The sequence below is a fragment of the Chitiniphilus eburneus genome (assembly GCF_005048205.1).
Lineage (GTDB): Bacteria > Pseudomonadota > Gammaproteobacteria > Burkholderiales > Chitinibacteraceae > Chitiniphilus > Chitiniphilus eburneus.
Genome location: NZ_SUMF01000020.1, coordinates 1 through 26672 on the forward strand (window position 1 = coordinate 1; position 26672 = coordinate 26672).

General features: G+C 60.0%; 24 protein-coding genes. 18 read left to right on the plus strand and 6 right to left on the minus strand.

The features are described 5' to 3' along the window. Positions 1–127 precede the first annotated feature (127 nt). The 12 genes from FAZ21_RS14575 (at position 128) to FAZ21_RS14630 (ending at position 11526) form a co-directional block, all read left to right on the plus strand. Positions 128–1297, plus strand: a complete 1170-nt coding sequence (locus FAZ21_RS14575; protein WP_136774177.1) for a hypothetical protein — start codon at positions 128–130, stop codon at positions 1295–1297. A gap of 3 nt (positions 1298–1300) precedes the next feature. Continuing rightward, positions 1301–2077, plus strand: a complete 777-nt coding sequence (locus FAZ21_RS14580) for a hypothetical protein (protein ID WP_136774178.1) — start codon at positions 1301–1303, stop codon at positions 2075–2077. 10 nt (positions 2078–2087) lie between these two features. Continuing rightward, positions 2088–3101 (plus strand): hypothetical protein, encoded by a 1014-nt coding sequence (locus FAZ21_RS14585; RefSeq protein WP_136774179.1) that lies wholly within the window; start codon positions 2088–2090, stop codon positions 3099–3101. Next, complete coding sequence (locus FAZ21_RS14590) at positions 3101–4789, plus strand: coiled-coil domain-containing protein (RefSeq protein WP_136774180.1); 1689 nt, start codon at positions 3101–3103, stop codon at positions 4787–4789. The genes FAZ21_RS14585 and FAZ21_RS14590 overlap by 1 nt, the downstream gene beginning before the upstream one ends. Further along, positions 4789–6828 (plus strand): hypothetical protein, encoded by a 2040-nt coding sequence (locus tag FAZ21_RS14595; protein ID WP_136774181.1) that lies wholly within the window; start codon positions 4789–4791, stop codon positions 6826–6828. The genes FAZ21_RS14590 and FAZ21_RS14595 overlap by 1 nt, the downstream gene beginning before the upstream one ends. A 222-nt stretch (positions 6829–7050) precedes the next feature. Continuing rightward, on the plus strand, positions 7051–7323 hold the full coding sequence (locus FAZ21_RS14600; protein ID WP_136774182.1) for a hypothetical protein: 273 nt from the start codon (positions 7051–7053) through the stop codon (positions 7321–7323). Positions 7324–8021: 698 nt separating this feature from the next. Continuing rightward, the gene (locus FAZ21_RS14605) at positions 8022–8459 is read left to right on the plus strand and encodes a hypothetical protein (RefSeq protein WP_136774183.1); all 438 of its coding nucleotides are present in this window, start codon (positions 8022–8024) and stop codon (positions 8457–8459) included. 319 nt (positions 8460–8778) lie between these two features. Further along, positions 8779–9348: a hypothetical protein gene (locus FAZ21_RS14610; RefSeq protein WP_136774184.1), complete on the plus strand. Its 570-nt coding sequence runs from the start codon at positions 8779–8781 to the stop codon at positions 9346–9348. Positions 9349–9517: 169 nt separating this feature from the next. Further along, positions 9518–9646: a YHYH domain-containing protein gene (locus tag FAZ21_RS14615; protein WP_136774185.1), complete on the plus strand. Its 129-nt coding sequence runs from the start codon at positions 9518–9520 to the stop codon at positions 9644–9646. A gap of 267 nt (positions 9647–9913) precedes the next feature. After that, on the plus strand, positions 9914–10360 hold the full coding sequence (locus tag FAZ21_RS14620) for a DUF4124 domain-containing protein (protein WP_136774186.1): 447 nt from the start codon (positions 9914–9916) through the stop codon (positions 10358–10360). A gap of 221 nt (positions 10361–10581) precedes the next feature. Continuing rightward, the gene (locus FAZ21_RS14625; protein ID WP_136774187.1) at positions 10582–10806 is read left to right on the plus strand and encodes a hypothetical protein; all 225 of its coding nucleotides are present in this window, start codon (positions 10582–10584) and stop codon (positions 10804–10806) included. A 135-nt stretch (positions 10807–10941) separates the two neighbouring features. Next, positions 10942–11526 carry a DUF6988 family protein gene (locus tag FAZ21_RS14630; RefSeq protein ID WP_136774188.1) on the plus strand — a complete coding sequence of 195 codons (585 nt, stop codon included), beginning with the start codon at positions 10942–10944 and terminating at the stop codon, positions 11524–11526. A 130-nt stretch (positions 11527–11656) separates the two neighbouring features. Here the strand turns inward: FAZ21_RS14630 and FAZ21_RS14635 are convergent, their stop codons facing one another. Both FAZ21_RS14635 and FAZ21_RS21120 read right to left on the minus strand, forming a co-directional pair. Further along, positions 11657–12037: a hypothetical protein gene (locus FAZ21_RS14635; protein WP_136774189.1), complete on the minus strand. Its 381-nt coding sequence runs from the start codon at positions 12035–12037 to the stop codon at positions 11657–11659. Between the two features lie 625 nt (positions 12038–12662). After that, on the minus strand, positions 12663–13028 hold the full coding sequence (locus FAZ21_RS21120) for an Arc family DNA-binding protein (RefSeq protein ID WP_136774190.1): 366 nt from the start codon (positions 13026–13028) through the stop codon (positions 12663–12665). A gap of 15 nt (positions 13029–13043) precedes the next feature. On the opposite strand from FAZ21_RS21120, the gene FAZ21_RS21290 reads away from it, so the two are divergent. Further along, positions 13044–13220 (plus strand): Arc family DNA-binding protein, encoded by a 177-nt coding sequence (locus FAZ21_RS21290; protein ID WP_136774191.1) that lies wholly within the window; start codon positions 13044–13046, stop codon positions 13218–13220. 252 nt (positions 13221–13472) lie between these two features. Here FAZ21_RS21290 and FAZ21_RS20340 read toward each other — a convergent pair whose 3' ends face one another. Next, positions 13473–13643, minus strand: coding sequence for a hypothetical protein (locus tag FAZ21_RS20340; RefSeq protein ID WP_169307418.1), 171 nt, complete (start codon positions 13641–13643; stop codon positions 13473–13475). On the opposite strand from FAZ21_RS20340, the gene FAZ21_RS14650 reads away from it, so the two are divergent. From FAZ21_RS14650 to FAZ21_RS14660, 3 genes are all read left to right on the plus strand, one after another. After that, entirely contained in the window at positions 13642–14451 is an 810-nt protein-coding gene (locus tag FAZ21_RS14650; protein ID WP_169307419.1) for a Rha family transcriptional regulator, read from the plus strand. The genes FAZ21_RS20340 and FAZ21_RS14650 overlap by 2 nt on opposite strands. A 489-nt stretch (positions 14452–14940) precedes the next feature. Then, positions 14941–15828 carry a DNA-processing protein DprA gene (locus FAZ21_RS14655; RefSeq protein ID WP_136774193.1) on the plus strand — a complete coding sequence of 296 codons (888 nt, stop codon included), beginning with the start codon at positions 14941–14943 and terminating at the stop codon, positions 15826–15828. Beyond that, positions 15809–16468 carry a phosphoribosyltransferase gene (locus FAZ21_RS14660; RefSeq protein ID WP_136774194.1) on the plus strand — a complete coding sequence of 220 codons (660 nt, stop codon included), beginning with the start codon at positions 15809–15811 and terminating at the stop codon, positions 16466–16468. Before FAZ21_RS14655 ends, FAZ21_RS14660 begins: the two co-directional genes overlap by 20 nt. A gap of 653 nt (positions 16469–17121) precedes the next feature. Here the strand turns inward: FAZ21_RS14660 and FAZ21_RS14665 are convergent. Beyond that, a complete protein-coding gene (locus tag FAZ21_RS14665; RefSeq protein WP_136774195.1) occupies positions 17122–17592 on the minus strand; it encodes a hypothetical protein in 471 nt (156 codons plus the stop codon). A 131-nt stretch (positions 17593–17723) separates the two neighbouring features. Here FAZ21_RS14665 and FAZ21_RS14670 point away from each other — a divergent pair, with 131 nt between their 5' ends. Both FAZ21_RS14670 and FAZ21_RS14675 read left to right on the plus strand, forming a co-directional pair. After that, positions 17724–19409, plus strand: coding sequence for a hypothetical protein (locus FAZ21_RS14670; protein WP_136774196.1), 1686 nt, complete (start codon positions 17724–17726; stop codon positions 19407–19409). Then, positions 19409–25570, plus strand: coding sequence for an LPD38 domain-containing protein (locus FAZ21_RS14675; RefSeq protein WP_136774197.1), 6162 nt, complete (start codon positions 19409–19411; stop codon positions 25568–25570). Before FAZ21_RS14670 ends, FAZ21_RS14675 begins: the two co-directional genes overlap by 1 nt. A 17-nt stretch (positions 25571–25587) precedes the next feature. Here FAZ21_RS14675 and FAZ21_RS14680 read toward each other — a convergent pair whose 3' ends face one another. Beyond that, entirely contained in the window at positions 25588–26271 is a 684-nt protein-coding gene (locus FAZ21_RS14680; RefSeq protein WP_136774198.1) for an RES family NAD+ phosphorylase, read from the minus strand. Beyond that, the gene (locus FAZ21_RS14685) at positions 26249–26623 is read right to left on the minus strand and encodes an antitoxin Xre-like helix-turn-helix domain-containing protein (RefSeq protein WP_136774199.1); all 375 of its coding nucleotides are present in this window, start codon (positions 26621–26623) and stop codon (positions 26249–26251) included. Before FAZ21_RS14685 ends, FAZ21_RS14680 begins: the two co-directional genes overlap by 23 nt. Between the last annotated feature and the right edge of the window lie 49 nt (positions 26624–26672).

Below are 26672 nucleotides of genomic sequence, written 5' to 3' on the forward strand. Positions count from 1 at the left end.
GCGCCAACTCGGGCACCGTCGGCGCCTGGGTGGAGCGCGACGTCAGCCGCATCCGCCTCGGGCTGGATGTGCAGCAGCGTGAGGGCGGCGATATGGACGTGCGCGTGCGCGCGGGGTGGGTGTTCTGATGCGACGCGCCGACCTGACCTACCGGGGGTTCCGCGGCGTCCACAATGCATCGCCACCCGAGGAACTGCCCGCCGGTTACGTGGCGGACGCGCTGGATGGCTGCTTTACCCAAGCCGGGGTCTTTGAGGCGCTGCCGGCCATGGTGGCATGGGGCGGCGCGGCGACGAGGGCCAGCTTTTGCCGTGGCCGCGTGCAATTGGTGCTGGCCGAGAATGGCGAACTGCATCGCCTTGACGATGGCCAGGTACTGGCAACGGAACTGACCGGCGACTGGCTGGCCGGCGATGTACTGGCCGATGCGACCTATCTCACCGATGGCCAGCGCATGCTGCGGATCGATGCCGACGGTGCGCGGCCATGGACCGTTGATGCGCCGCTGCCGCAGGCCGAGTGCGTGACCGGTTCCATCCCGCCCGGCCAGTACGAGTTGGGGGCGACCTGGGTGCTGGCAGATGGCCGCGAGAGCCATGCCGAGCCATTCCGCGTCCTGTTCGACGTTCCGGGAGGCCTGGCACTGCGCCATACCGTGCCGCCACCGCTGACCGCCGTGGCCGCACGCGTCTATCTCACTACCCAGGATGGGACCGAGCTGTTCCTGCGCGGCACCTGGCCGATCGATCTGCCCGAATTTCGCCTGATCGCCTTGGGCGATGCTGGCCCGGTGCTGGAAACGGCCGGGCTACGACCGCTCCCCGCTGGTAGGGCTGTGGCGGTGTGGGGTGCGCGACTGGCGGTGGCCGTCGATGACACGGTGGTGGTGTCCGCGCCGTATCTGCCGCACCTGTGGAGCACGCTCGGCTACCGGCTCGAACACCCGGTCACCGCGCTGGCCGGGCTGCGTGCCGGGTTGCTGGTGGCGACCTCGAGTGGCCTGTGGCTGCTGACCGGCGACGATGCCGCACAGGCCACCCTCGTGCGCCTAGCATGGGTATCCGTGCACCACCAGAACCCGACCCCGCTCGGCCCGCAGCAATTGCGCCACGGCGACGGCTGGCTGCCCGAAGGCGTGCTGCTGGTCGCCGAGTCCGGCGTGCTGCACGTCTCCGAGGACGGCACCGTCACCAATCTCACCGCCGACGTTTACACCTTCCCCGCGGGACGCCGCGCCGCCGGGGCCATGGTCACCCTGTCCCGCGGCTGGCAATTCATCTTTTCGATCGAGGAATAACCCATGGCACTCAAGCTCAATACCCATCTGCGTCAGTTTCTCGCCTGCGGCGGCTCGTTGCAGCAGGCGCTGCGTGGCGGCGAGATCCGCATCTACGGCAGTTCGCGCCCGGCCAACGCCGATCTGGCGCCCGGCGCCGCGCCGTTGGCGGTCATCACCGCGGCCGGTGCGGTGCGCGTGGCCGAGGTGTGCCCGACTGGCACCCTCACCCTCGGCGGCAGCGCTGGCAGCCTGACGTCGGTGACCCACGATGGCAAGGAGGTGCTGGGCGCGACAGTGGAGTTCGCCGGTGATCTGGCCACCACGGCGGGGCTGGTGGCGCAGCAGATCAACGCCAGCCAGGCGGTGCCAGTGGTGTATGCCACCGCCAGCGGTCCCGCCATCACCCTCCACGCCATGCCGGGCGTCGGCGCCAGCGGCAATGCCAAGGTGGTCGCCGCCACTGCCGGTGGCGGTCTGACGGCCACCACGGCCAATATGGCCGGTGGCGTCAATGCGGCCAACGGGTTGCTGTATGGCGCCGCCACCGCCGGTGCGCTGCCCAAACTGGCCACCCAGGTATGGTCCGGCACCGCGCTGGCCGGTGGCACGGCAGTGTGGGCGCGTGCGGTCGGTGCCGTGGCCGACGACGACACCGCCAATCCGACCCACCCGCGCATCTTCCGCATCGACGGCTCGTTCGGCGTGGGCAGCGGGGATTTTCAGGGGGCGACCACGACGGTGGTCAACGGTGCGCCGCAGACCATCGTCGGCGGCTCGTTCGTGATGGGCGGCGCCTGAGGAGTCGGCTATGAGCGATGCGCCGCCGGTGGAGCCCAACCCTATCACCCTGGCCGGCACCACGCCGGAGCCAACCGGGCAGTGGGAGGTGCTGCCGGCCAACCTCCAGCGCTACACCCTGGCGGCCGCCATCGATCCGCCCACTGCGGCTTGGTCCAGCTATGGCTGGTTGCTCAGCGCGGCGGTGCCGGCGCCCACCTGGGATAGTGGGATGCACCTGGCCGGAGAGATGCCGGGCATGGTGGGCGCTTTCGAGGTGGTGGCTACCAGCCAGTGGGTGATCCAGGGCACGGTTCCTGGACCGTCGGCGTCGTTTGTCGGCACTGCCGGCAGCCTGTTTCTGCTCGCAGGGTTGATTCCCGCGGCGCAGGGTGCGATCGAACTGGTGGCCGGGGCGCAGTGGCGGATCGCCGCGCAACTGCCGGCGCCGTCGGGCGCATTCGACGTTGCGGGGCGCCAGGAACTGACCCTGGCGGGCGTGTTGCCGCCGCCGGGCGCCGAGTTCATCACCGCCGCCACCGTTCAATATGCCTTCGCCGGCGAAGTGCCCGTGCCGCTGGGCTGGCTGCGGTTTCGCGCCACGCTGCGGCGCCATGGCTATCTGATGGGCCCGTCTGGCGCCATCGCCCGGCACTCGCTCGATGCGACAGGTTACGCCGTCGTCGCCGGTGGCACGGTGCTGGCACTCGGTCCCAGTAACCGCACGCTGGATGGTGCCAATCATGCCGCCGCGATGCTGCTGACGGCAGCCACCGATTTCGACCTGGCGGCGACCAAGACCGTGCGCGAGGTGTTCATCGATGCCGATCTCGATGCCGACCTTGATCTGGCTAGCATCGTCGATGGGCGGGAATACGCCTATCGCGTGGCCTACCACCCCAACAACCATACCCAGCGCATCACCCTCGGCCGTGGCGCGCGCGGGCGACGCTGGCAACTGCGGCTGACCGGGACCGGCGGCGCGATGCACCTGCGCGCGCTCGACGTGCTGGTCGGCGTGTCCAACACCAGGAGATCCAAATAATGGCCGATCCCGGCAGCATCATCGATGGCGCCCAGACCTCGCTGGCAGCGATCTCGGGCCAGATCACCACTGCGGCTTCGCAGATCCAGTCGGTGGCGACCAGCCCGCCGATCTTCGTGCCGGGCGAGTTCCGCCAGTTCGTGCCGTCGTTCACCCCGGGCGTGCTCAATCTGCAACGGCAGGAGATCGACGCGTTTAAGCCGGCCAACGGCGGTAATCCCCTGGATGGCGTGACATTCCCCGCCGAGCTGCCGGTAGCGCCGCAGACCACCGCGCCCACTATGCCGAACCTGGTGCCGATGGGCGAGGTGGAGGCCCCCATCGTGTACGACGTTGGCCTGCCCAACGCGCCCGCGGTTTCGTTCGGTGCCCGGCCGGATGCGCTCGCGCTCAGCATTCCCGGCGCGCCGACCGTGCTGCTCACCGATCTGGATCCCGAGGCGTACCGGCTGGCCGACGACTTGCCGCCGGTACCACATTTTGCGGTGGGTGACGTCGAGCGCGAGTTTGAGATGGCGCTGACCGAACAGGAATTCGCTGGCTGGTTGCAGGCGCTGTGGCGCGGCGACAACCTGGACGACGGCCACCGGCTGTTCGAGGCCGGGCGTGATCGCCTGGTGCGCGAGGGCGCGCGGACCATCGACGACGTGGCGAACCAGTTCAGCGCGCGCGGGCTGCGCGTCGCCTCGCCGTTGCTGGCGGGCGCCCTGGCCGAGGTCGGGCGCGCTACCGCTGGTGCCGTGGCCGAACTGAACCGTGATCTCACCCTCAAGCGCGCCGATCAGTTGCAGCAGCAGCAATTGCAGGTGACGGCGACCGGCCTGCAATTCATCGACCTGCTCAAGCGCTACGCCGCAATGGCCATGGAACGCGCCTTGCAGGTACAGCGCATGCAGATCGAGGCGGCCCAGGCGCAACTGGCCTACGCAGTGCAGCGCTACAACGCCCGCAACGAACAGCTACGCACGGTGCTGGCCGCCTACACCGAAGACCGGCAGACCGCGCTGGGGCGCATCGAGGTCTACGCGCAGCAGATCCAGGCCGAACGCCTCAAGGTCGATATCAATGCCCAGCAGTTGCAGGCCTGGGAGGCCGAGCTGCGCGCCGAGCAGATGAAGGTACAGCTCTACAGCGAGCTGATGCGCGGGGTGCAACTGGTGACCGAAGTGAATCGGTCGCGCGTCGATGTCTATCGCGCCAAGGTCGAGGCCGAGGCGACCCGTTATTCACAGAACGAGCTGAATGTGCGGCTTTACGAAGCCCTGTGGCGCGGCGAACAGAGCAAGGCCAGCGTGTTCGGCGAGCAGGTGCGGGCCCATGCCGCCGCGGTGCAGGCGGCGAGCGCCCAGGTCGATGCCAGGACCAGCGCATTGCGTGCTGAGGTGGCGGCCTACGAGGCGTATGTGCAGGGGGCGCAGGCCAACAATCAAACAGAGGTGCAAGCGGCCCAGCTCACCGTCGAACAGGATCGGCTGCGCGCTGAACTCGACCGTACCCTGGCCACTGCGCTGATGCAGTACAACCAGGTGCTGGCGCAGCAGGAAGGTCAGGTGCGGGCCACGGCGATTTCGGGGTACGAGGGCCGGATCAGCGCCCTGGCCGCCGCGATGCAGACGCTGGGTGGCGCGGCCGGCGCGGCATCCTCTGCCATCGCTGGGGTGGCGCAGGTGACGGAGTTCAAGTTCTGATGCCCAGGATCCTGGTATTGGGCGGTGTGCAGGCCACCCGCGCCCACGTGCGAGGCGTCGCGCAGACCGTCCTGCTGGGCAACCCGCGCTTTACCGGCGTGCGACGGCTGGCGTTCAGCGGCGAGTCGGCCGTGCTGCGCTTCCACCAAGGGCAGTGCGTGGCGCAGATCCAGGGGGCTGGTCAGGCGCTGGCGTTTGGTGACGCCGATCCGGGCGGCGTGGTCGGCAAACCCTACAGCTTGCCCTTCGGCAGCGTAGTGGTGGGCCCGGTCCGCGAGCATACCCAGGCCACGGCGGGGCCGTTCGCCAAGGGCGCTGCCTACTGCACCAGCGACTGGCTGGTGGACCAGACGCCGATCAACAACGCCTATCAGCAATATGTCCCCCTGAGCGCCGCCAGCAGCATGACGCGCGGCCTGATCCATCTGCACACCGAAGATCGCAGCACCCAGTTCGCGATCAGCACCGCTGGCATCGTCACCGCCGACGGCGAGGTGGTGCAGCTACCGCAGACGTTTTTCGAGGCGCCGAATTACTACTACGCGCTCAGCGCGGTGTGGGGCACTGCGGCAGATGGCACGCCGGTGCAGGCAGCCATCGCGGTCGGTAATAACATTTTCGGTGCGGCGTCAGTCTCCCTGGCCAGTGCTGATGGTGCGAAGGCGCTTATCCCAGTCCTCTCCTATCCAGGTCCTGGTTTCATGGTGTTGGGGCACTGCATGCAGCGCGGCGTGCATACGCTCGGGGTTGCACTACAGCAGGGGACCAGTACGACCACCTCGCTGCAATCGCGCAGCACGCAGCGCTACCCCCAAACAGACGTCAACGGCATGATCGCGACTTTGGAAGTGCATACCGACAGCTCGTCCATGAGTGCCGACGGCACGCTGCTGGGCAGGATATGCCGCAGCGTCGTGCCGCATGGAGACCTTACCGGCACCCAATTCACCATCGCCGAGATGCCGCCCTACATCCTGTCCGCTGTGGATGCGATCAAAGGAGTGGTGTCTGACTTTTTGCCACCGGACGGATTTGAAGATACGCCGGCGCTGGTAGCCGAACGTGATGCCTGGGTGGCCGATGCCCAGGCCGCAATCGCCGGCACGCCCGCCACAGTCAGCGTCAACAGTTGCAGCTTGCCCCCGGCAGTGTTTGCCTTCGCCGACTCCACCTGGATGCCGCAGGCCCCGCAACACACCCCGTTACGCTGGGTGACTCAGCTCGCTTATCCGTTGACCATCGCCAACCATACCTACGGCGTGAGTTATGGCGCACCCACCTCGGTGGTGCAGGATCTGCTCGATGCAGATCGACAACTGATCTTTGCCGGGGTCTGCTACGGTCTGGCATCGTTGCTGCCCGATGGGGACTTCGCCGGCGTCACGCTCTGGACCAGTGGTGCACCACGTGGCGCACAGATACCCACCCCGCTGATCGAGCCCCCGCGCTTCGCGCTGGTGCCCGATGACCAAGCCAACACAGCGCTGGATCGTATGCAGCACGCCAATGTGCTGGTCACCCGCTATGGCGCCACCTGGGAGCCCAGCCTCTACATGGTGGTACCTGCCAGTGAATGGGAGAACGACTACCCGCGCGCCTACTATCCCTTCAACCCCTGGGCCCAGCAACTGATCTGCCGGCAGCGGATCGACGATGGCTGGTACTGCACCGCACTGCTGATCGGCAACCGGCTCAGCAAGTGGTCTAGCCCGGCCGACATCGGCTGCCACGGCTTCCTGCTCGACACCGATGGGGCCATGAAACCCCTGAAAATGCAGCTCAGCAATGCTGACGGAGTGCACGATGCCTGGGTGCTGGGGCAGTTCACTTCACCGGCCGGAGAAACGCTACTGGTGGTGACGCCGCCTTACCAGCAACCCGCAGGCTTCCCGGCGCCGCTGCTACTCGCCGCGCGCCCGTTCATGGCGCTACCCGACACGGGGCCCCACGCATTGAGCGGCCTGCCTTTACGCTCGGTGGGTGGTTTCGGTGAACTCGATATCACCACGATCAACTGGATTCACCATGTGTGGGCGTAGACCAATCCGGCGACGGTGAACTGCACAGCGGTGGGCTAGGGAATTTTGCGACCGAGGTCGGCATAACTTTTGGAACGGGTAGGAGACACTGCATTCACGGTGATCGCCCCCCATGACTTATGCCGCGCGAGTGAAGCAGTGCAGTGCTGGTATGGGAAGGGGGAAGCGCAGAATCACCATTGTCCGCAACCACCTCCACAACAAAAAGCCGAGGACCCAGCCATGACCAGCACCAACCCCATCAACCGCGCCACGCTTTGTGCGATGGCCAGTCGCCGCTACGACGCTGCCAACATCGCCCACCGATACGCATGCATGATGGCCACCACAATCAACGTGATTACCAAGCTGCACCAAGCCGGTGATCCGCTATTGGGACCCATGCTTGATGTGGCGGGTTGGCTCACCGAGGATGTAGAGCACTGCTTTGCTAGTGAGCTTGATGAGGCACAGTTGCAGATGGGGAAGCTTGGGAACGAAGGCCTCGCCTCATAAAGGGGTCACATCGAACGGTTGTCACCACACAGCAGACAGCGATAGTGCAGGCTGTATCGCCCGCTGCGAAGTTCAGTAGGCCCGCCGCAGGTCCAGCAGGCGTTGTCGGTGCCCCTATGTTGCAACCACAAACGCCAAGTACCACGCAGCAGGAGATACAGAGAGCAGAGCAGAAGGCCAATTGTGGCCCAGTGCGCAAACGCGGCCATGCCAGCAACGTACTGGGATGCAGCAAGAAGGCGGCCAAGGTGTGATGTTCCCAGGCTGAGAAGCATGAGCATCACTGGAGGTGCAAATTGGCGAAGCAGAATCTTGGTGATGAGGTCCATTGGGCTGAGTGAGGCTGTCGGCGGGTTGTTTACGCAGGGATGCCTGATGAATAGAATGAAACCGCAGTATAGAGTCCGGCGTTGCATGCCGTGGCCCGAATCTCTGATCCGTTGCCGCTCGGCCTTCTGGCCCAGCGGCTTTTTTTGCTCGCCGGAACAGTTCTTGGTTAGGCGAGGCCGTACCCTGTCGAAAAGTGCCCATTCATGAGACCGTAGAGGGCTTCTGCTGAGCTTCCCCGTGTACGTAGGTTTCAGTGTAGTTGATCAATTGGGCCAGCTGACACTGGCCGTTCCTTCCACGATCCTGTGATTGTGGTCTGCGGCTGAGCTATCATGAGTGCGGTGGTTAACTTACAAGGGGGGTATGAAATGAAAATTCAAGAGCAAGATCAATTCCACGGCGCAGCACTTACCCAAATTGTCGAACACTTATCTTTCAAAGCACTGAATCGAGCTAGCGAAAAGTATGGTCACTATCTTGTGAATACTGATCGTCATGTCTTTGCGAAATATAGTACAGCTACGCACTCACCTTGGAGTTTTTCCTTTAAGTTGAATGATCTTGAGGCAATTCAAGCTGAAATTGACGCTCAAAACATCGTTTTTTTGTGTCTCGTTTGCGGCACTACTACTGTTTGCGCACTAAATGAAGATGAGTTCTCAAAATTAATTGATCTCCGTTCCCCCACATCACAATGGATACGTGTCGAAGTGCCATTGCGCGGGAGTTGCCATGTTTCCGGAAGCCTTGGGGCCTTAAAGCACACCGTTCCGCATAATTCGTTTCCAGTAAAAGTTTTCGCGTGACATCAACCCGGCAAATTAAGCAAGCCTTGTACCTACGGTGCCAATATCGATTGAGGCTTTACTTGTGCATGCCCGATATCTACAACGATTCGATACGATATAAATGTTGCGCCCCGCTGATGCGGGGCGTTCTTGTTTGTAGCTGCCGAGCCCGCACTTGCGGGCTTTTTTCATGTGTACGCAATGCCCATGAAGAAGAGTTTAGCAAGGCGAATTTATTGAGGGTAATCAATAAATTGCCACGGCAAACGATCGCTCAGCATTTATCGTGAAAGCTCCAACAAAAGTGTATGACTTTCAGATGCTGAGGAGGTTTTTTATGGACTATAAAATGACGCCGAAAATGGGTAGCTCTGTTCTAAGTCCCTTGTCGTGGAAACCTGGCCGGGATTTATTTGAAAGCCCGATAGATACACCAGTACGCGCCAAAGGATATCCACTGGGATTCGTTAATCTTGATAGTTCGCGAGATATAACTCGTGGAGTGGCTCAGGCATATCGCGGAAGTAGAATTATTATTTCAGGCAGTTCTGTCACGGGTGAGAGCTATGAGACGGGCAAGAAATTTTCATCATCAAGCGATATTGATGTTGGAGTTATTTTGCCGAAAGGCGCACCCTTTCCGAAGGGCGTAGATGAACATGGATTTCCTATCTATGGCAAGGGCTCTTATGGCCGGCGCGTGCCCACGGATGTGCCAGCTCAGGTAGAAACCCAACTGCAAAAAGAAATGGGCAGCACTCGGAGAACTGGGATTAGATTTTTCCAATATGAACCCAAAAGGTCATTTGTCGAAAGGCCGCATACACCTCCACCTCCACCAATTTTTACTCCGCCAACCTTTGCTCCACCAAAGTTCACGCTTGAGGATTTCCCCCCGCTTAAATAAGGCGAGCTGAGGGAGCCCACCATATAGACCACGCGTGTGAGATTGTCCGGTACTGAAATTTGCCCTTGCTCAAACAATCTGTACGGTGCGTAAAGCCGATGGTAACTACCTTAAACCTGTTGTCATAGTTGGCGGCCTTCGATTGCAGGCGCCACAACAGGAGAAGGAAATGAAAAGACTTGTCATTGCACTGCTGTGCATCGCGTTCAGCGCAACGGCGTTCGCGCACTCGGGCGGCCTGAACAAGGATGGTTGTCACCACAACAGGAAGACGGGCGATTACCACTGTCACCGTTAAAGGCCAGTTCTTCAGAAGCTTGGCCAGGCAGTGTCGCGTGCTTTGTTCGCAAATGTCCGACATCTACATTGTTTCTGTAATCTTGAACTCATGCGCCCCGCTGATGCGGGGCGCAGTTGCTTGTGGCGGGACAGCAGACAACTGTCGGGACATGACGGCCCATGATGCTACGGCCAAGTGTCTACCTCAGATGCTCTCGAATGTCCTTGGCAACAACGCTGCTGAAGACTAACCTTTCCTTCTGAGACAGAAAGTAGAGGTTGTGCCATGTTGAAAAAATGTTTGATGTTGGCGGCGCTCCTAGTGGCGCCGACATCATTTGCTGTGAACAAGTGCATGCTGCCGGATGGAACTGTTGAATATTCTGACAAGCCGTGCGCTTCGAATGCCAAGGCATCTCAGCCACGACTGGTAGACAACACGATCATTGATGGTAAGACCTATCAGGACTTGGCCGCTCGTCAGGCCGCCGAAGAACAAAAAGTCATCGCAGCACAGAATGCGCCGAAGAAGTGCACGTTAAAAAATGGACTTGGGCAAGTCAGCCCGCCAATGGACTGTGTTGAAGCATATAAACTGATGCAACAAAACAATCAGAATTTGAGAGCAACTTTAGCGGCACAACAAGCAGCTCAAGCGGCGGCTTCAGCAAATAGTCCAAAATTTACCAATTGCAATAAATTTGGAAATACCGTGAACTGCACGACGTATTGACGACTGATTATTGGCTGTAAAAAAAGCCCGCGTTCGCGGGCTTTTTTTACAGAAATTTAGCTGAGCCAACTGAATTCCGGTGCCAGAAAGAAGTTAAGGTGCATTGTTGAATTGAGTATTAAAAAAACGTTGTAAGGGCTTGCATGTTGGGTGCTGTGTTCTAAGATTGCATTGCGGTAACTGGCCGCTTAATAAAACTTACTTAAATCTAGGAGATGTTTATGAGCAAAGCTGGTGAATACAGCCAAGAGCAGCAAGAGTTGGCTAATAAAGTATCAAATGCACTTCCCGATTTGATGGAGAAATTCAACGAAGTTTTGAAAAAAAGTGGTTTTGTCGGGGTTCAGATGAAGTCATTCGAGTTGACTACTGATCCGCTGCAAGTTTATTCTGGTGCGTGTTGCTGCTGCGGAGCAAGCAATGTTTGTTGTAATAGCGCTTGTTAATGCTTTGAATATGGGCGGATATTTCTTCGGTAAGATCAAAGCACCGCTGGCATTCAGTTGAATTAATCAGAGCCTCGCGAAAGCGGGGCTTTGGTGTATTTGACTGAGTTAATGATGGCCAACTGGAACGATGAAATGTCCTTCTTCGAACGACCAGCAACAGACATGGCGATGCGTGCTCATTATTGGATAATTGAAAGACTTGAGGGGCTGCAAGGCATCAAAACCAATAAATGCGCCATAGCATGCTTCGATGTTGCGCTTGAGCATCATTTGGCTATTTCCATTTTGATACGTGCCGGCGCAGTTGGATCGGCTTTTTCCTTGGTTAGATCGCAGTTTGAGTCATTTGTTAGGGGTATGTGGTTGGCTCAGTGTGCCACGAACGATGTTGTCGAAAACTATGAGAATGATAATTTCAAAGTGCCGATGGGGGATATGGTAAAAGATCTGGATGCGGCCATTCCAAATGTAAATGGCTATTTTACGAAACTAAAAAATGATGGGTGGAGGGCGATGAATAGCTATACCCATTGCGGAGCGCACCAGGTCAGTAGGCGATTTTTAAACGGTGATATTTTCCCAGGCTACAGTGAAAAAGAAATTGAAGAAGTCGCCGAATTGACCACTAAAATTGCTCTTGGTGCTGCGTTCGCATTGGCCGCATATGCTGAAAGGAATGATATTACCGATGAAATAAACAGCTACGTCCCTACGTGAGATGTCGAAAGGTGCTTTACTCGCCTGTGCCCGACATCTACGATGATTCGGTACGATAGAAATGTTGAGCCCCGCTAATGCGGGGCGCAGTCGTTTGTAGCTGCCAAGTTTGCACATGCAGACCTTGACCCTATACGCCCTGGAATTGATTGATCAGCAGAAACCACACGACAAGTAACTGCGTCGAGATCATGAACACTATCAGGTCTGCCAAAACGACAACCAAGGCGATCCAGCCGGGCCGCAGTTCAGCAAGGTACATAAAGAACGGCACTGCGATCGCCAGATGCAAAGACAAACCAGCAAGTACCCAGACATGCCAAGGCAGCAGGACTCCGGCGCTCATCAAGCCGGCGTTCACCAGGCTGTACGAAACCATGGCGATATATGCAAAGCCAATCGCGTGGAGCCAGCGCATTGGGGTTTTGAAAAGCAGGGCAAAGAGCTTTATGAGGCCCGCGAATATCAACGGCAAAACCAGTATTTGAAGGAGGGGGACGTAGGAGGACATGAGGACTATGCGAGGTGCGTAAAGCGGGGAAGTGTACCCGGCACCTCGACTCCCCGTGCAAATCGTTGCTCAAGCCCGCTGACGCGGGCTTTTTCTTGTGCCGCGATCAGGATGGCTCCATCGAGGTGTAGAAACCTTTCCCACTGCAAGTGGCCTGGGCAGGAGCGTAGATTTTGGGCGGTCGGCGGTTGCACGCGGGCCGTGGAGCAAGGCCGCTAAAAACTGGATCGAAGCGCAAATCGTGCACGTAGCCCACTGTACTGGTACGCCTGATTAGGACCGCAGGCTGGCCGTAGAGTGGCTGCACTTGCAACGTTATAAGCAGGCCGAAACCCGCCTGAAGCGCTTCCAGCTCGGGTGAGACTTGGATGGAAGCGTAGATTTTGGCTGGTGCTGAGGTGCCCCATTGACTTCGAGTTGAAGGGTGTTAGGCGCCCGCGAGTAGTGTGATCTAGTTCACAAAATTTCTTTTTTGCGGGCTCTTGATTCCCGATTGCGATATGGGAAGCTGGTTTCGTCAGCAGCGACAGAGGAGGAAGGACCGGACTTATAACGTTGCAAGCGAACCGCAACAACGCCCACCGGCGATCTTGCGGCGGCCAGAGAGGAAAGTGACTTGATTAAATCACTCGGAGTCGAGATCGAGATCCATCTGTTGACGCTCGAACTCCATCTCAAGCTGAGCAGCGCGACGCAACATAATCAATAGGCGGTCAGCCACCGCCGACTCATCGATGGTCGTGGGCTGAAAGCTACTTTCTAGTCGGTGGATCAACTCGGCATTCATGCTTCTGCCGGATTTTGCGGCGGCTTCTTGAATGCGGCTGTGCAGCTCTCTTGGGAGTCGGAGAGCGGTCTTGAGGTAGTCGTCTTGGGGGGTTAGCTGCGCCATGCGGCGAGTATAGCACCGCTTAAAAAATGCCTTCACGGTAGAGTTGACCGACGCGTGCTGCGCTTTTATAGTGAAGGCATGCCTTTGTGGTGAAGGCATTTAGAGGAAAGGCGAATGACACGAGGAACCAGGGCAGACCCGCAAACAAACTTCCGCATGCCCGCGGACTTGAAGGCTTGGCTTAAGGGGCGGGCCGCAGAAAACCATCGCAGCTTGACCGGCGAACTGATTGCGACGCTGGAAGAGAGCAGGAGGAGGGAAACGCGTGAACACGCAACAGACCGGGCCTAGGTCCACAAAGAGTGATGCCCCAGCGGGTGAGAGCGCCAGGGCATCGATTGGCAGTACCCCACCCAGCAAAGGAAAGGTAATTCCAATGGAAAAGCTTAACGTCACTGGTGACACCCAGCAAGCGGCATGCCCGCCATCTGTCACCATTCCCAAAGACTTGGGCCCAAACCAGCCCCATCAAGCGCTGCGCTCGGCGGTTGGTGGGCATCTGATACTGCCATCCTGGCTCGCGATGCTCTTCGGCGCATTGGTTCAGTAGCAGCCGCAGTGCAGCGGCTCGCAAGTGACCGGGACGCTGTAGTCGTGGGGCTGCTCGATGTACTGATTAGTGAGGCGACCTATGTTGAGCACCAGATGGTCACCGACATTGATGACGCCCAGGCGCGTTTCGACGCGCTGCAAGAGCACTGAGGGGGTGACCATGGACCTGATATCTCTTAGTGCGCCGCGCACGATGAGTAGCTTGGAAGTGGCCGCGCTGACTGAAAAGCGGCATGACCATGTCCTGCGTGATACCCGTTCGATGCTCATCGGGCTTTATGGCGAGCAGGGGCCCCAAACTGAACTGCCAGGCAAGGAGGTATTCGAGGCGTTGTGCACCAGAATGTGTTGGTGGGTAGATTCCCCAAAACTGGGGAATCAACAAATTCAAGGGGTTATGGTATCCCACGATGCCCGGGGCTTTGTTAGTGAAATAGCCCTGGACTACAGCCACTGCATGACGTTGATTACCGGATACAGCGCCAAGTTGCGTAAGGCCATTGTCGATCGATGGCAGGTACTGGAAAAGCAGGTTTCGCAGCCGGCTGCGCTGCCCGACTTCTCCAACCCCGCAACAGCCGCCCGCGCTTGGGCCGAGCAGTACGAGGCGAGAGCCTTGGCTGAAAAAACGAAGGCGGAAATCGGATCCCGCCGCGAAGCAACGGCAATGGCGACGGCTTCTGCGGAACGGCGCCGTGCCAACCAACTTGAGCAGGAGTTGGATAGATCCCAGCAGTACGCGACGATCAAGCGAATGGAGGCGCTGTATCGCAGCCGTCACTTTGATTGGCGCGTGCTGAAGCGGGTGTCTGGGAAGCTGGGACTGCCGTCGATTGCAACGTTTGATTCAAATTACGGCACGGTTCGAGGCTACCATGTTGACGTTTGGCGCGAGGCGTATGGCGTCGATATTGGGCAGTTGCCGGACGCCTTCCTCAGCAAGCCTTCCGCCCTGAGGCATACCCATTAGCGCAGTCCGTTCCCCGCGTGAGCGGGGATGATGCTTCATCGCAGCAGTAACCCCGGCTTCGGCCGGGGACCGCTACTGCGTCCGATGATCCGTTGAAGCGGTGGCCCTCTCCGTTAACTTGTGCCGCCTCCGCCTGATCTACTTGTTCCGTTTGACGCAACAGATTCTTTCCTTGGGTCTCGCTGAAAGTGGCGTCTTTGCTGGATTCATGCGCTTGAGGTAAGTATTCGCTGTTCCGAAATGTGGCATTTCGGCTGCCAAAATGGGATATTTTGGCCTACCGAACAGGTAAACCTCCGCGCCATGCGGACGAATCTTCTAACGTTCCCCGCGTGAGCGGGGATAGATCATGCGACGCATTTGATCGGTACTGGTAAGCCAACTCCCCGCGGGGCGGGGACTGGAAGTACTTGATTTTGATGCGCTTGGATACCACCCTACCAGAACGAATGTTCTGTTTGGGGTAAGTCTTCCGCGAGCGAATACGCCATGGGCACATCTGAAGCACTCTTCTCTCGTTTGTCGTTCTCACCTGCGCGTGAGATGGCGGCTTACGAAGCCCTCTGGTCGCACACAAAGGCTTCGTTCAAGACCATTGCTGACCTCTTCCGCCAAAGCCCTGATCAGTTCCCTTCCAACTTGGTAACGGAAGAGGAGATCAACCAGACGCTGCCGCTTATCCTTGAGCATCTGAAAAAGGCCAACATCGACAATTTTGGCGTACGTTTGAATGGCAGCTTTGAGTACCCAGAGCGGCTTCGGGACGCGGCTCACCCCATTGAGTTTTTCTACTACCGGGGATGGTGGGATCTTGTCAGTACACCATGTGTCGCCGTGGTGGGGACTCGCAACCCTTCTGAGGAGGGAGTCCGCCGAACTCGCAAGCTTGTGAAAAAGCTCGTGGAGGACGGCTTCACAATCGTCTCTGGTTTGGCGAAGGGCGTGGATACCGCAGCGCACACCGCAGCCATTGAGGCCGGTGGTGATACTATTGCGGTAATTGGCACACCCATTACACATTACTACCCACCGGAAAATAGGGCGCTTCAGGACTTGATCGCCAAGGAATTTTTATTGATCAGCCAAGTTCCGATACAACGGTATTCCCAGCAAGGGATTAATGGTAATCGTCTGTTCTTTCCTGAGCGGAACATTACAATGTCTGCGCTAACGAAAGCTACAATAATTATTGAAGCAGGAGAAACTTCCGGGACTTTGACGCAGGCGCGCGCAGCCTTAAATCAAGGCAGGAAGCTATTTATTTTGGATAGTTGCTTTTCGAATTCTAAGCTGACCTGGCCACAAAAATATTTGGAACAAGGGGCTATCCGAGTTCGCGAATACGAGGATATTCAGCGTGAGCTCGTTCAAGCTTGAAAGAATCGACCAGTTATCGCTGAGGCAGTACCATTACCTTGATGCGAGCGATGTATGTTATTGCTTTGGTGAGTACTTCCCAAGGGATGGCTATTCGAAACCTATGAATGGCCTGATCCAAAATCTCAAGAAGCCAATGGAGCGAAGAGGTAAGCCAGAGTGGCGCTATAAGGCAGATGCTATTAATACGGCTAGCCGACTTCTGGGGAGTATAGGTTCAGCATTTTCTGATTCTGTGACTTTTATTCCTACGCCCTCATCAAAGTGTCGGCAAGACCCAAATTTCGATGACCGGATTGAACAAGTTTTAATCCGATCTTTTGGATCGAGACCGAACTTTGATATGCGCCAGATTATAATCCAGCAACAGAATAGACCTCCGCTCCATGGCGGGGCTCGCAGGGATATCAACGCATTGAGGGCGGGTCTGGCTTTTGATGAGGCAATGCTGACGAGCCCTCCACGCCAATCGATTGTAATTTTTGATGATGTCATTACAACTGGTTGCACCTTCAAGGCTATGAAGTCCATGCTTCAGGATCGATTTGGAAAGCAAATCGAAGTGGTGGGGCTTTTTCTGGCGAGAACTGTGCACCTTGATCCTGATGTTGGTGTTTTTGAAAATCTGGATGATATTTAGTTCGGGAAAGCCTAGGTTTGTAGATGGAATTTGGTACGAAGAAACGAAATTTTCTAGTATGAAAGGCATAGCGCAAATAACAAATACCCAATGGTAAGGCAAAATAGCAGTGTGTGTTTGTCAACGAATTCAGAAGTTTTCTTGCTTAGTGCACGTAGTGGGGCGCTAAGAAAAATTAAAGCAATAAATCCAAATATAAATGCGATCGCTGTAATAAATGGGGAAAGGATGATTGCGCCCAGGGTGGAAAACTTGCTTTCAAACTGAGCAATAAATAGGATGGCAAAGCCAAACGCAACAAGTATATGGTAAAGGGATTTTGAACCTTCCGCGCTTCCTTGCTCTGAAGGCTTTTGGCTCATTGGTTTTGTGGCAACTTTCGAAGGTGGAGTACTGCTTGTGTGGTCGTGAGGTTTCGGCGTCGCAGGGGTTTGCCACCACAAATCTCGCGCGCGCTCTGCGCCAGCTAGGCTCTTTCTGCACTTTGGGCAATGAGTTTTGTTGGCGCTGCATAATTTCCCGCATGAGCGACAAATTAGTCTCATATACATCGCCTAGTGGTTTTGTACGATCCGGGCTTTACCAATCAATGTCCTATATTTACAATGATTCAATACGATGGTTTTTCTGCGCCCCGCCCAAGCGGGGCGTTGTCATTTCAGGCGCCGCGACGTGCCGTCGATGGTGCGGATGTGCTTGCCCAGCTTGCGCTGGCGAATGATGTAGAACGGTGTGCAGATCAGGCCGATGGCAACCAGTACCGCCCAGATTGTTGCCGCCCAGCCGTATTGGAAGCGGAGCCACGCCGCGCCGTAGGCAAGGCTGGCGGCGAGCGCCAGGCCGCCAACGACCATCGCAACGGCTTCGAACCACGAGAGGCCACGTTGGACGCGGAAATACTGGACCCAGGCGAGCAGCGGGACGGTCGCGCCGAAAACGAGTAGACCCAGCAGAGCCCCCGTTGCCGCGGCAAGTGCTGCAAAGAAGAGTACTTCGCCTGTCACGTTGGCAAGCGAATACCCTTCAAGAGCAAATTGGATGGTAGGCAGAGCGAGAGCAAGCAAAGCCCCAATCCCAACAAACCACAACACGAGGCGGTCTGAGAAAATAGTTTCGCGTGACATTGAAGTGACATGTGCGGATGGATGCGTCGAGCATACGCCCGCTGACTAAGTGTGTAAAACCAGATGGCCCGGTAAATCCGGGCCTTTTTTGTGCCCGCGCAAGCGGGCATTTTCTTTTGAGGAGCTTTGTCATGGCCGGTAACCCGTTCAACGACAAGTTGACCGCAGCGGACCGTTTGCGGAATTTTGATATCCCGAAAACTAGCGCTGCACCAAAGCCCAATGTTGGTGGTGCGGGGCCTTTCGGCGACACCATGTCCGCAGCGGATCGATTGCGTGCGGTCAACCCATCGGTAAGCGCTCGTGCGAATCAATTTCGTCATGCCATTGCCTCGCCCGCCAGCACCAGCAAAATTGGGCAGGCTTCAGACCGAGTGCTGGAGATGCTGTCGTGGGACAACATCAAGCGCACACCGACCGCGCCTGTTCCTATCAATACCCCGCCGATGTCGAATGCCGCGCAGGCGCTGGCCAAGGGTGTCCGCGCCGGGGTTGGCACGGCAGCAGGTGCTGGGATTGAAGCCGGTGTACGTGGGCTAGCTACTGGTACCAATGAATACGATCAACGGCTGGGGGACGTCGCTACTTTAGTGCGGGAGGGGCCGGAAATTGCAGGCAAGAGGCGGTTCGGTTTTGGGGATGGGGTAGCGGGAGATACTGCTGTTCGTGCGCTTGGCGTCTTTTCTGACGTTGGCCGCGGCGTCATCAACTCGGGTGTGAACCTGGCCGGGGCTGCGCTGGCAGTGTCGCCGCTGGCACTGGCGCAGAAGCACATCACGGGTGACACGAGCGTCGGTGATATGGCTCGCCGAATGCTGGCCTACGATTTCGGCGCAAGCAATTTTGACGACGTGAAGGCCGCCCCAAAGCCGGCGCCGGCTGCTGCTGCGCCCATGACCAACCTCGAAAAGCTGCGTGCGGAATTGATGAATCCAACGGGGGCGGCGCAGACCCAACAGGCCATTGCCAATGCCAACGGCGGACCGACGAAGAGCCCTGAGCCCCGCCCTGATCGGCCGCAAACGCTTGGCGAAAAGATGCTCCAGCTTCCCGAAGGATACTTCCAGCGCATCAACCAGCCGGGCCAAGCGCCGACCTACAGCAATTTTGCCGATCCTGGGAAGGCGCTGGATCTGGCCAAGGGCAACGTTTCGGGTGCCCATTGGGAGGGTGACCCCGGCATGACCCAGGCCGAGCGCACTGCACAGCGCGTGGGCGAGCTCGAGCGGAGCACGCAGCTCCAGCGCGATCTGCACCAGGCGCGAATCGGCGCGATGGACACCAACCGGTTAGCCACCCCGGTAACGCCCAGTGAAATGGCGCTGCGCATGCTGGGCTCCACCGACATCCGTTCCCAGCGTACTGGCGCGGAACTGGCGGCGCAGTTGGGCCAGCAGGATCTGGCCAGGCGTGCCGCAAGCCGACCTGACTCCCCGCTGGCTATGGCGCAGGCGCGCGGCCAGCAGTTGCAGAACCAGGCCCTGAGCCGGCGCGATGAGATGGAGCGGCAACTTGCGGGGTTTACCGACGCAAACGATCCGGACGGCTCGAAGCGCAAGAACATGATCGCCCAGATGATCTTGATGGGTTACCGCCAGCCGGGGCAGGTGGACGAATGGCGAGCTGCTGAGATTGGTGGAGGTGAGGATGCGATGGGTGCCAAGCAGCCGAAGGGGGCTGTGCTTTTCAACCAACGAACGGGGGAGACACGGCCGATCGCATCCGGCCCGCAAGCGCCGGCAGCGGGATCTGTCGAAGATGGATATCGGTTCCGTGGCGGTGACCCTGCGGACCCGAAGAACTGGGAGAAGGCGTGATGGCGGAGCCTTGGAAGAAGTACAGCGGGACCAATAGCGGCGGTACACCCTGGACCAAATATGGTCCGACGCCGGCAGCGGCCCCCGCTGATGCGCCTGGCGATGTTTGGCAGGGCGTCAAGTCCGGCGCGGCCAACCTGGGTAAGTCGGCGGCGCGTGCGGTGGAAGGTATCGCCACTGCGGTCGGCGCGCAGGGCCTGAAGGAATCTGCCGGCCGTGTAGCTGAATCGCTGGGCGAAACAGCAGACCGCAACGCGCCGCGCATTGGGCGCGTTGAGGATATCCAAAGCTTGGGCGATGCGGCGGACTGGGCCCAGGGGGTGGGCACCAGTAGCGCGGTGCAAATGGCGCCGTCGCTTGCCGGTGCTGCGGCGGGTGCGCGCATGGGCCAACGGTTTGGCGGTGCGCGGGGCGCTGCAATTGGGGGTGTGCTGGGCGCGGTTGCGCCGAGCTTTGTCCAGCAATTTGGCGAGATGTACGACGAGCAGCGGCAAGCAGGGGCCGACGATCCGGGCCAGGCCGCCGCATATGCTGCGCCGGCCGCCGCACTCGACGCACTGCCGGTGGGGCGGGTGGTCGGTAAGGTGGTGGCGCCTGCGGCCAAGGAAGTGGTGCAGGGCGTGGTCAAGCGTGGGCTGAAAGGCATGGTCGAAGGTGGCTTGGCCGAGGGCGCGACCGAGGCTGCCCAAGAGGGGCTGGCCATTGCCAACCGGGCAGGTGTGGACCCCACCTATGACGCGACTGGTGACGATGCACGTAGCCGTATCCTCAATGCCGCCGCAGGTGGGGTGCTGCTGGGCGGCCCGCTGGGCGGAGTTGGCGGAATCGCAGAGCGAGGGTCGCGCACCGAGGCGCCGCAGCAGGCCAGTGAATTGCCCGCCCAGGTTGAACAGCCTGCCGCAGCAACTGATGCCACGCCTGCACCGCCTGGCTCGATCAAATTCGAACGGGTGATGCCACCCCAGCAGGAACTGGCACTAGCCGAGCAGGGTAGCGAGCGCGCGCCGGATGGCATTGATTACGAGCGTCAGATCGACACCACCGGACTTGCGCTGGAGGATGGCGCCGCCGCACAGCCGGTGGCGATGCCAGCGCCGGAGCTCGACACTTCGCACCTGGCACTGAATCCGATGAATCCGCTGACCGCGCCGGCCGCACCGCGTGGCCCGCTGGCACGTGCTGCGGCCATGGCACCGCAGCAGCGCGTGTTGGAGGGGGAGTGGCTGGGTCCGGAAAACGCCGTGACGCCGGCACAACCCGTTGCAGGCGCCGTGGAAGGTCCTGTCATTGAGGGCGAGCTTGGTCAGCCGCGCGCATTCGCCCGCCCTGCGCTGGCTGCCGAAGGCATGGAGGCGCAAGCCCGCCCCGGGCGTGAAGTCGCCGCGCTGCCGGCGCCTGCCGACCAGGTTGAGTCGCTGCCGGCCGCTACCGCCGAACTGCCGCCCGATCCATCGTCACCCGCTCAGCAACCCGACCTTGCCCCGCCCAATGCGGGGCAAGTCGTTTCTGGGCCGCTGGCCAGCGCCTACCGTAACGACTATGGCGCAATCCGGATCAAGGGCGAGGTGGGGCAACTGCGGTCGGCACTGGCCGAGCGGGGGATCAAGGGCGGTCTCTATGATCGCCGCAACGGTGAACTGGTATTCCCACCCGGCAGCCGCCTCGCCAGCGATCCGGATGCCGTGGCGAAGATCCGTGGCGAGATGCCGATGCAGCCTGATCATCTGGCGACGGCCTACCGCACCGACAATGGCGGCGTGCGGATCAAGGGGCCGGTCGCCGAGGTAAGGGCCGCGTTGTCGGCGCGGGGTATACAGGGCGGGTTGTATGACCGGGCCAATGGGGAACTGGTTTTCCCGCCTGGAAGCAGGATGGCCAACGACCCGCAGGCGCTGGCCAGGATCCGGGGTGCGGCTGTCGAAGTGCCGGCTGCACCGGCCGGTCCGGCTGGCAACCCGTTGAATCTATCGCTGGCGAAGGAGGGCGGCGAGTACGTGGCGCGCGATGCCGCTGGCGTGGAGGTAGCGCGGGCACCGTATCTGGTTCCTTTCGGGGAACGGGTACGCCAGTACGAGGCGACGCAGGGAATCGCGCGTGGGTCGGGCATTCGCATTGTGCCGGGCCAAATCCAGGAGCGGCCCGCTGGGCAAGCGAAACCGGCACAGCCGACCAAGACCGATCCGGAAAGCCTGCCCAGCGGAACCAGCGCGCAGTATAGCCGGGGTGGCCAGCGATCTACGGGAGAGCCGATACAAGTTGCGCTTGAGGCGGCCAAGAATAATGCGACCGAGAAAATCGAAGTTGAGTTAGCTCAGGCGAGCGCTAGCGATGTAGCCGAAGCGCGGCAAACCCTTGGGGTTGATTTGTCTGGCTATCGCCATACCGCTGACAACTATGCGATTCGTCACGCAATTCGCCGGCATGGCACCGACAAGGAGTACAAGCATGGCCAAATACCGCTGACCGATAGCGATTTTCTCGCCGCGCAAGCCGCCGTTGAAACGCCTGATGCCAGTGTTTATGGGGCGAAAAACGAACGCGGCCAAGATGTCATTGGCCGGCTTAAACGGCTGGACGACGGGACGTTGCTGTACGTGGAGGAGGTGAGGACAGGACGCAAGACACTGGCGATGGCCAGCATGAGGAAGTACCCCGCTACGAAGGATGCCACTGCGATTGCTCGCTCCCTCCTTCACAACGCGCAAGACGATAGCGGGGATGCGGCAAGTATAGTTTGGCGGGCACAGCAGGACAACGGCAATTCGGAAGGGACACTGGTCTGGAGTGGTCGCCCCCGGGAGCCGGTGCAAGCACCGGCGCACTCATCGGATCAGGATCCGAAACCACCACTACACGACTTTCAGCGAGCCGGTCCGCCAGCGAGCCCAGAGGCTCCAGGGTCGGGTGGGGAGTCGAGGCTGAACCCACGCCCTGTTGGTCGATTTGCGGACCAGACCAGAACCGACAGCGTACCGCCTACGGATGCCGAGGGCAACGCTGAAGGACAGCCGTACCGGCGTGCCGAGGGCAAGATCGGCGGCATCCCCGCTGCCACGGTCGAGCGCATGCTGATCAATCGCTCGGCCGGGTGGGAGAACGCGCCGGATATTGCGGTGGTGCAGCGCATCGACGATTTGCCGGCCCATCTGCGCCAGCAGATCACTCGCGATGGTGCCACCGATGTGGAAGGCGTTTATGACAACGGGCGCGTCTACCTGGTGGCCGACAACCTGCGTAGTCCGAAACATGCCGCATTCACCCTGCTGCATGAGGTGATGGGTCACCACGGTCTGCGCGGCGTATTCGGCCGCAAGCTGAACCCGCTGCTCAACAGCCTGTATCACAGCCATGCCGAGCTGCGCGCAGGCGCCGATGCGCTGATCGAGCGCTACGGCTACGACCGGGCGCTGGCGGTGGAAGAGGTGTTGGCGGACATGGCCGCACGCGGCGAGATCCAGCAGCAGCCGTTCTGGCCCAGGCTGGTGCAGGCCATCAAGAACTGGTTGCGGCAGGTTGGTTTCGACATGCCGTGGACCGATGCGGATATCCAGGGTGTGCTGGCCAGCGCCAGGCGCTATGTGGAGGGCCGCAGCGCGCCGGCCGCCGAGGGAATGCCGGCTGCCGCATCCGCCTACAGCCGGGCTGGCCAGCGTGCCTGGGACCTGGCGGATCGCTTCGCGCAACGGAACGACACCCCGATGCCGGACAACCTCACCGACAGCCAGCGCGCTGCACTGGGCAAGATCGGCACCTATGCGGGGACACGGCCGATCCGCGAGACGGCCAGCGAACTGACCGACCGATGGAAGCTGAAAGTGGTGCAGGGCGTGTTCGACCAGTTCCGCCCACTACGCGACCTGGATGAGACCGCCTACATGCAGGCGCGGCTTTCCAAGGGCACGGACGGCGCGGTGGAATCGGTGTTCAAGTTCGGCCCGCCCAAACTCACCGACGGGGCCCTGGATGTGACACGCGATGGTAAGGGTCTTCAGGGCATTCTGGCCGACCTCGGTGGCGAGCATGACCGCTTCATGGCCTGGATCGCTGGCAACCGTGCCAAGCAACTCAAGGGCGAAGGCCGGGAACGCCTTTTCAGCGATGACGACATCGCTGCACTGACCTCGCTGAACCAGGGCCAGATGGCCGATGGCCGTAGCCGCGCTGGCACCTTTGCCAAGGCGATCGCGCAGTTCCGCGCCTACCAAAAGGCGGTGCTCGATGTGGCGACCGAGGCTGGCTTGATCGATGGCAAGGGCCGCGAACTCTGGGAATCGGAGTTCTACGTTCCGTTCTACCGGGTGATGGAAGAGGACGGCACCGGTACGGCCGGCCCTGGCCAGATCGGTGGCATCGTCGGCCAGCGCGCCTTCCAGAAGCTCAAGGGTGGCAAGGAGCCGCTGGGTGATCTGCTGGCCAACACCCTCAGCAACTGGTCGCACCTGCTTTCGGCATCGATGAAGAACCTGGCCGCTCAGCGCGCGCTGACTGCGGCGGAGAAAGCGGGCATCGCCGAGCAGATCACCAGCGCCGAGAAGGGGAGCGTGCGGGTGATGCGCGACGGGCATGAGAAGCACTACCAGGTGCACGATCCGCTGGTGCTGGATGCGTTGACCATGCTGCACCACCAGGGCTGGAACAACCCGGCCATGAAGGCCATGCGGACCATGAAGCACCTGCTCACCACTGGCGTCACCATGTCGCCCACGTTCCGGGTGCGTAACCTGATCCGCGATATGGTGTCGGCGATTGCGGTCAATGACATGGGCTACAACCCCGTACGCAACGTGATTGACGGCTGGAAGGCGACCGGGGAGGGCAGCGACACCCTGGCGCGACTGATTGCCGGTGGCGGCGCGGTGAGGTTCGGAGCGCTCAACGATGGCGATCAGGCCACCTACGCCAAGCGCCTGATCGATTCCGGCGTGAAGGCGGATCAGATTCTCGACGGGCCGGCCAAGGTCAAGGCGTTTTTCCGCAAGGGCTGGGATTGGTATCAGGAGATGGGGGACCGGCTGGAAACGGTCAACCGCGCCGCGCTCTACGAAAAAGCGCGTGCCGACGGCAAGAGCCACTTGGAAGCGTCGTATGCCGCCCGCGACATGATGGACTTCACCAGCGCCGGCAAATGGGCCTCGGTGCGTTTCCTCACCCAGATTGTGCCGTTCATGAACGCGCGCCTACAGGGCATGTACAAGCTGGGGCGCGGTGGCTGGAACGACCCGCGTCGCTTCGCCACGGTGGCCGGCGCCGTGGCGCTGGCATCGGTAGCGCTGCATCTGATCAACCAGGACGATGAGGAATACAAGCAGCTACCGGACTGGGTGCGTAACACCTACTGGTGGGTCAAGCTCGGCGACAAGGCGTTTTACATCCCCAAGCCGTTCGAGCTGGGCGCATTGGGCACGGTGGTCGAACGCGGCGCGGAGTTGGCCACGGCCGGCAACGACTACCAGGCGCGCGACTTCGCGCAGACGGTGCTCCGTGTGGTTGGCGATCAGCTCGCGATGAACCCCACGCCACAACTGGTCAAGCCGTTCATGGAGGCCAGCTTCAACCGCGATCCGTTCCGCGATCGCGCCATCGACAGCCCAGGGCAGATGCGGCTACCACCGGAGGAGCGCTACACCGCGCGAACCAGTGCCGGCGCCGTGGCGGCGGGGCAACTGCTCGGCGCCTCCCCGCAGCGCATTGAACACCTTATGCGCGGCTACTTCGGCTGGCTAGGCACCCAAGCGCTGAATGTCTCCGATCTGGTCGGCCGGCCGCTGATGGACCTGCCGGGCAAGCCCGCCAGGGCAATCGGGGATACGTTCGTGTTGGGCGATTTCGTGAAGGACAGCGATGCGAACGGTGGCAAATACCTGAGTCGGTTCTACGAGCAGCAGAAGCAAGTCGATCAACTGTATGCGGCATTCAACCTGGCCAGGACCACGGGCGATCTGGAACGCGCCCAGGAGCTGGCCGGCGACAATCGCCTGCGGCAGCGCGCGGTGTTCAACGCAGTGGGGCGCCAGATTACGGAACTCAATCGGCGCATCAAAGCCGTGAGCAACGACCGCGGAATGGATGCCGAGGAACGTCGGTCACTGTTGGACACGTTGAATGCCCAGCGGGAGAGGCTGGCCAGGATGGCTGATGAGCGGGCGCGGCAGTCGGCGTAACAGGTGTTTATCCGCAACTAGACCGGGATTTGTTGGCCGCTTACAGGATGTTGCCAAACAACTTCTTTTGGCGAGACCAATAGATCCCAGTCTTCCATCGTTGTGGGTTTGTCACAGGTAATACCCGAGACTAGCATCACGGCCATGCACAGACCTGCATCTGGATCGCGCACCGATTGGTATTGAATCAACGGCACGCCCGCCGCACGAGCTTGCGACCCAAGAGCTTGGCACGCGTGATAGTCGTGAGGATGGATCCACGTAGCGGCGTCGGCGTTGTAGGGAGGCGCCGTGAGATCAATAACGGGGCCGCCGACCTGTAGGCTGAACAGGCAACGTCGGCGGATGATCGATTTCGTGCTTAACCCTGTCGATGACGCGCTGAATTGCTTTGCCCAATGCCCGGCCTCCCAGAAACAAGTGATTGGGTTGTGGGCGCTATACAGCGCGCACTTGGCGCCCTCCATGACGAATCTGGAACCCCCGGGGGTACGCTCTGGATAGCGAAACGGCGTTGTCAGCAGAAAGTGCTTGACGGAAGGTGTCGGTGAAGGGGGCTTGGAACTCTCCAAGATGCGCTCAAGCAGGTCAAGTTCGGCAATGTCGTCTACGAGGGACCATGTGTATTGCTTGGTTTGGCCCTCGCAGACGCGCCAGACTTCCCGGTCGAAAGTGGCGTTAGAATCGACCGCGATAGGCATCCAGGTAAGCCCCCAGTTGGTATACACCGCCACCCGTTTCCAGCGTTTCGATGGGCGTCGCAGCCAAGTCGTGATTGAAGGTTGTCATCCAGAGTTTGATGAGCTGATCATTCCCGTCGAGTAGACCACCCAGCGAGCGGTACACACGAATCAACGCCGTCGCTGCGTCCCACTCCCCGGTGTTGGGGCGTAGCTGGGCCTCACCCTGTACCATCCGGGAAACCGTCGAGGGGGAATTCCCGAGAATCCGCGCCAGTACCTTCTGGTTGATCTCCAAGGCATCGCTGGCGCGCACGACGGCCTTTGTGAGGACGGTCGCTGCGTCAGGTGCTACTTTTGCCAGTGCTGTCATCGTTCCTCCTGGCGAGCAATGGAATTCATTTGAAACTATAGGTTAGTAT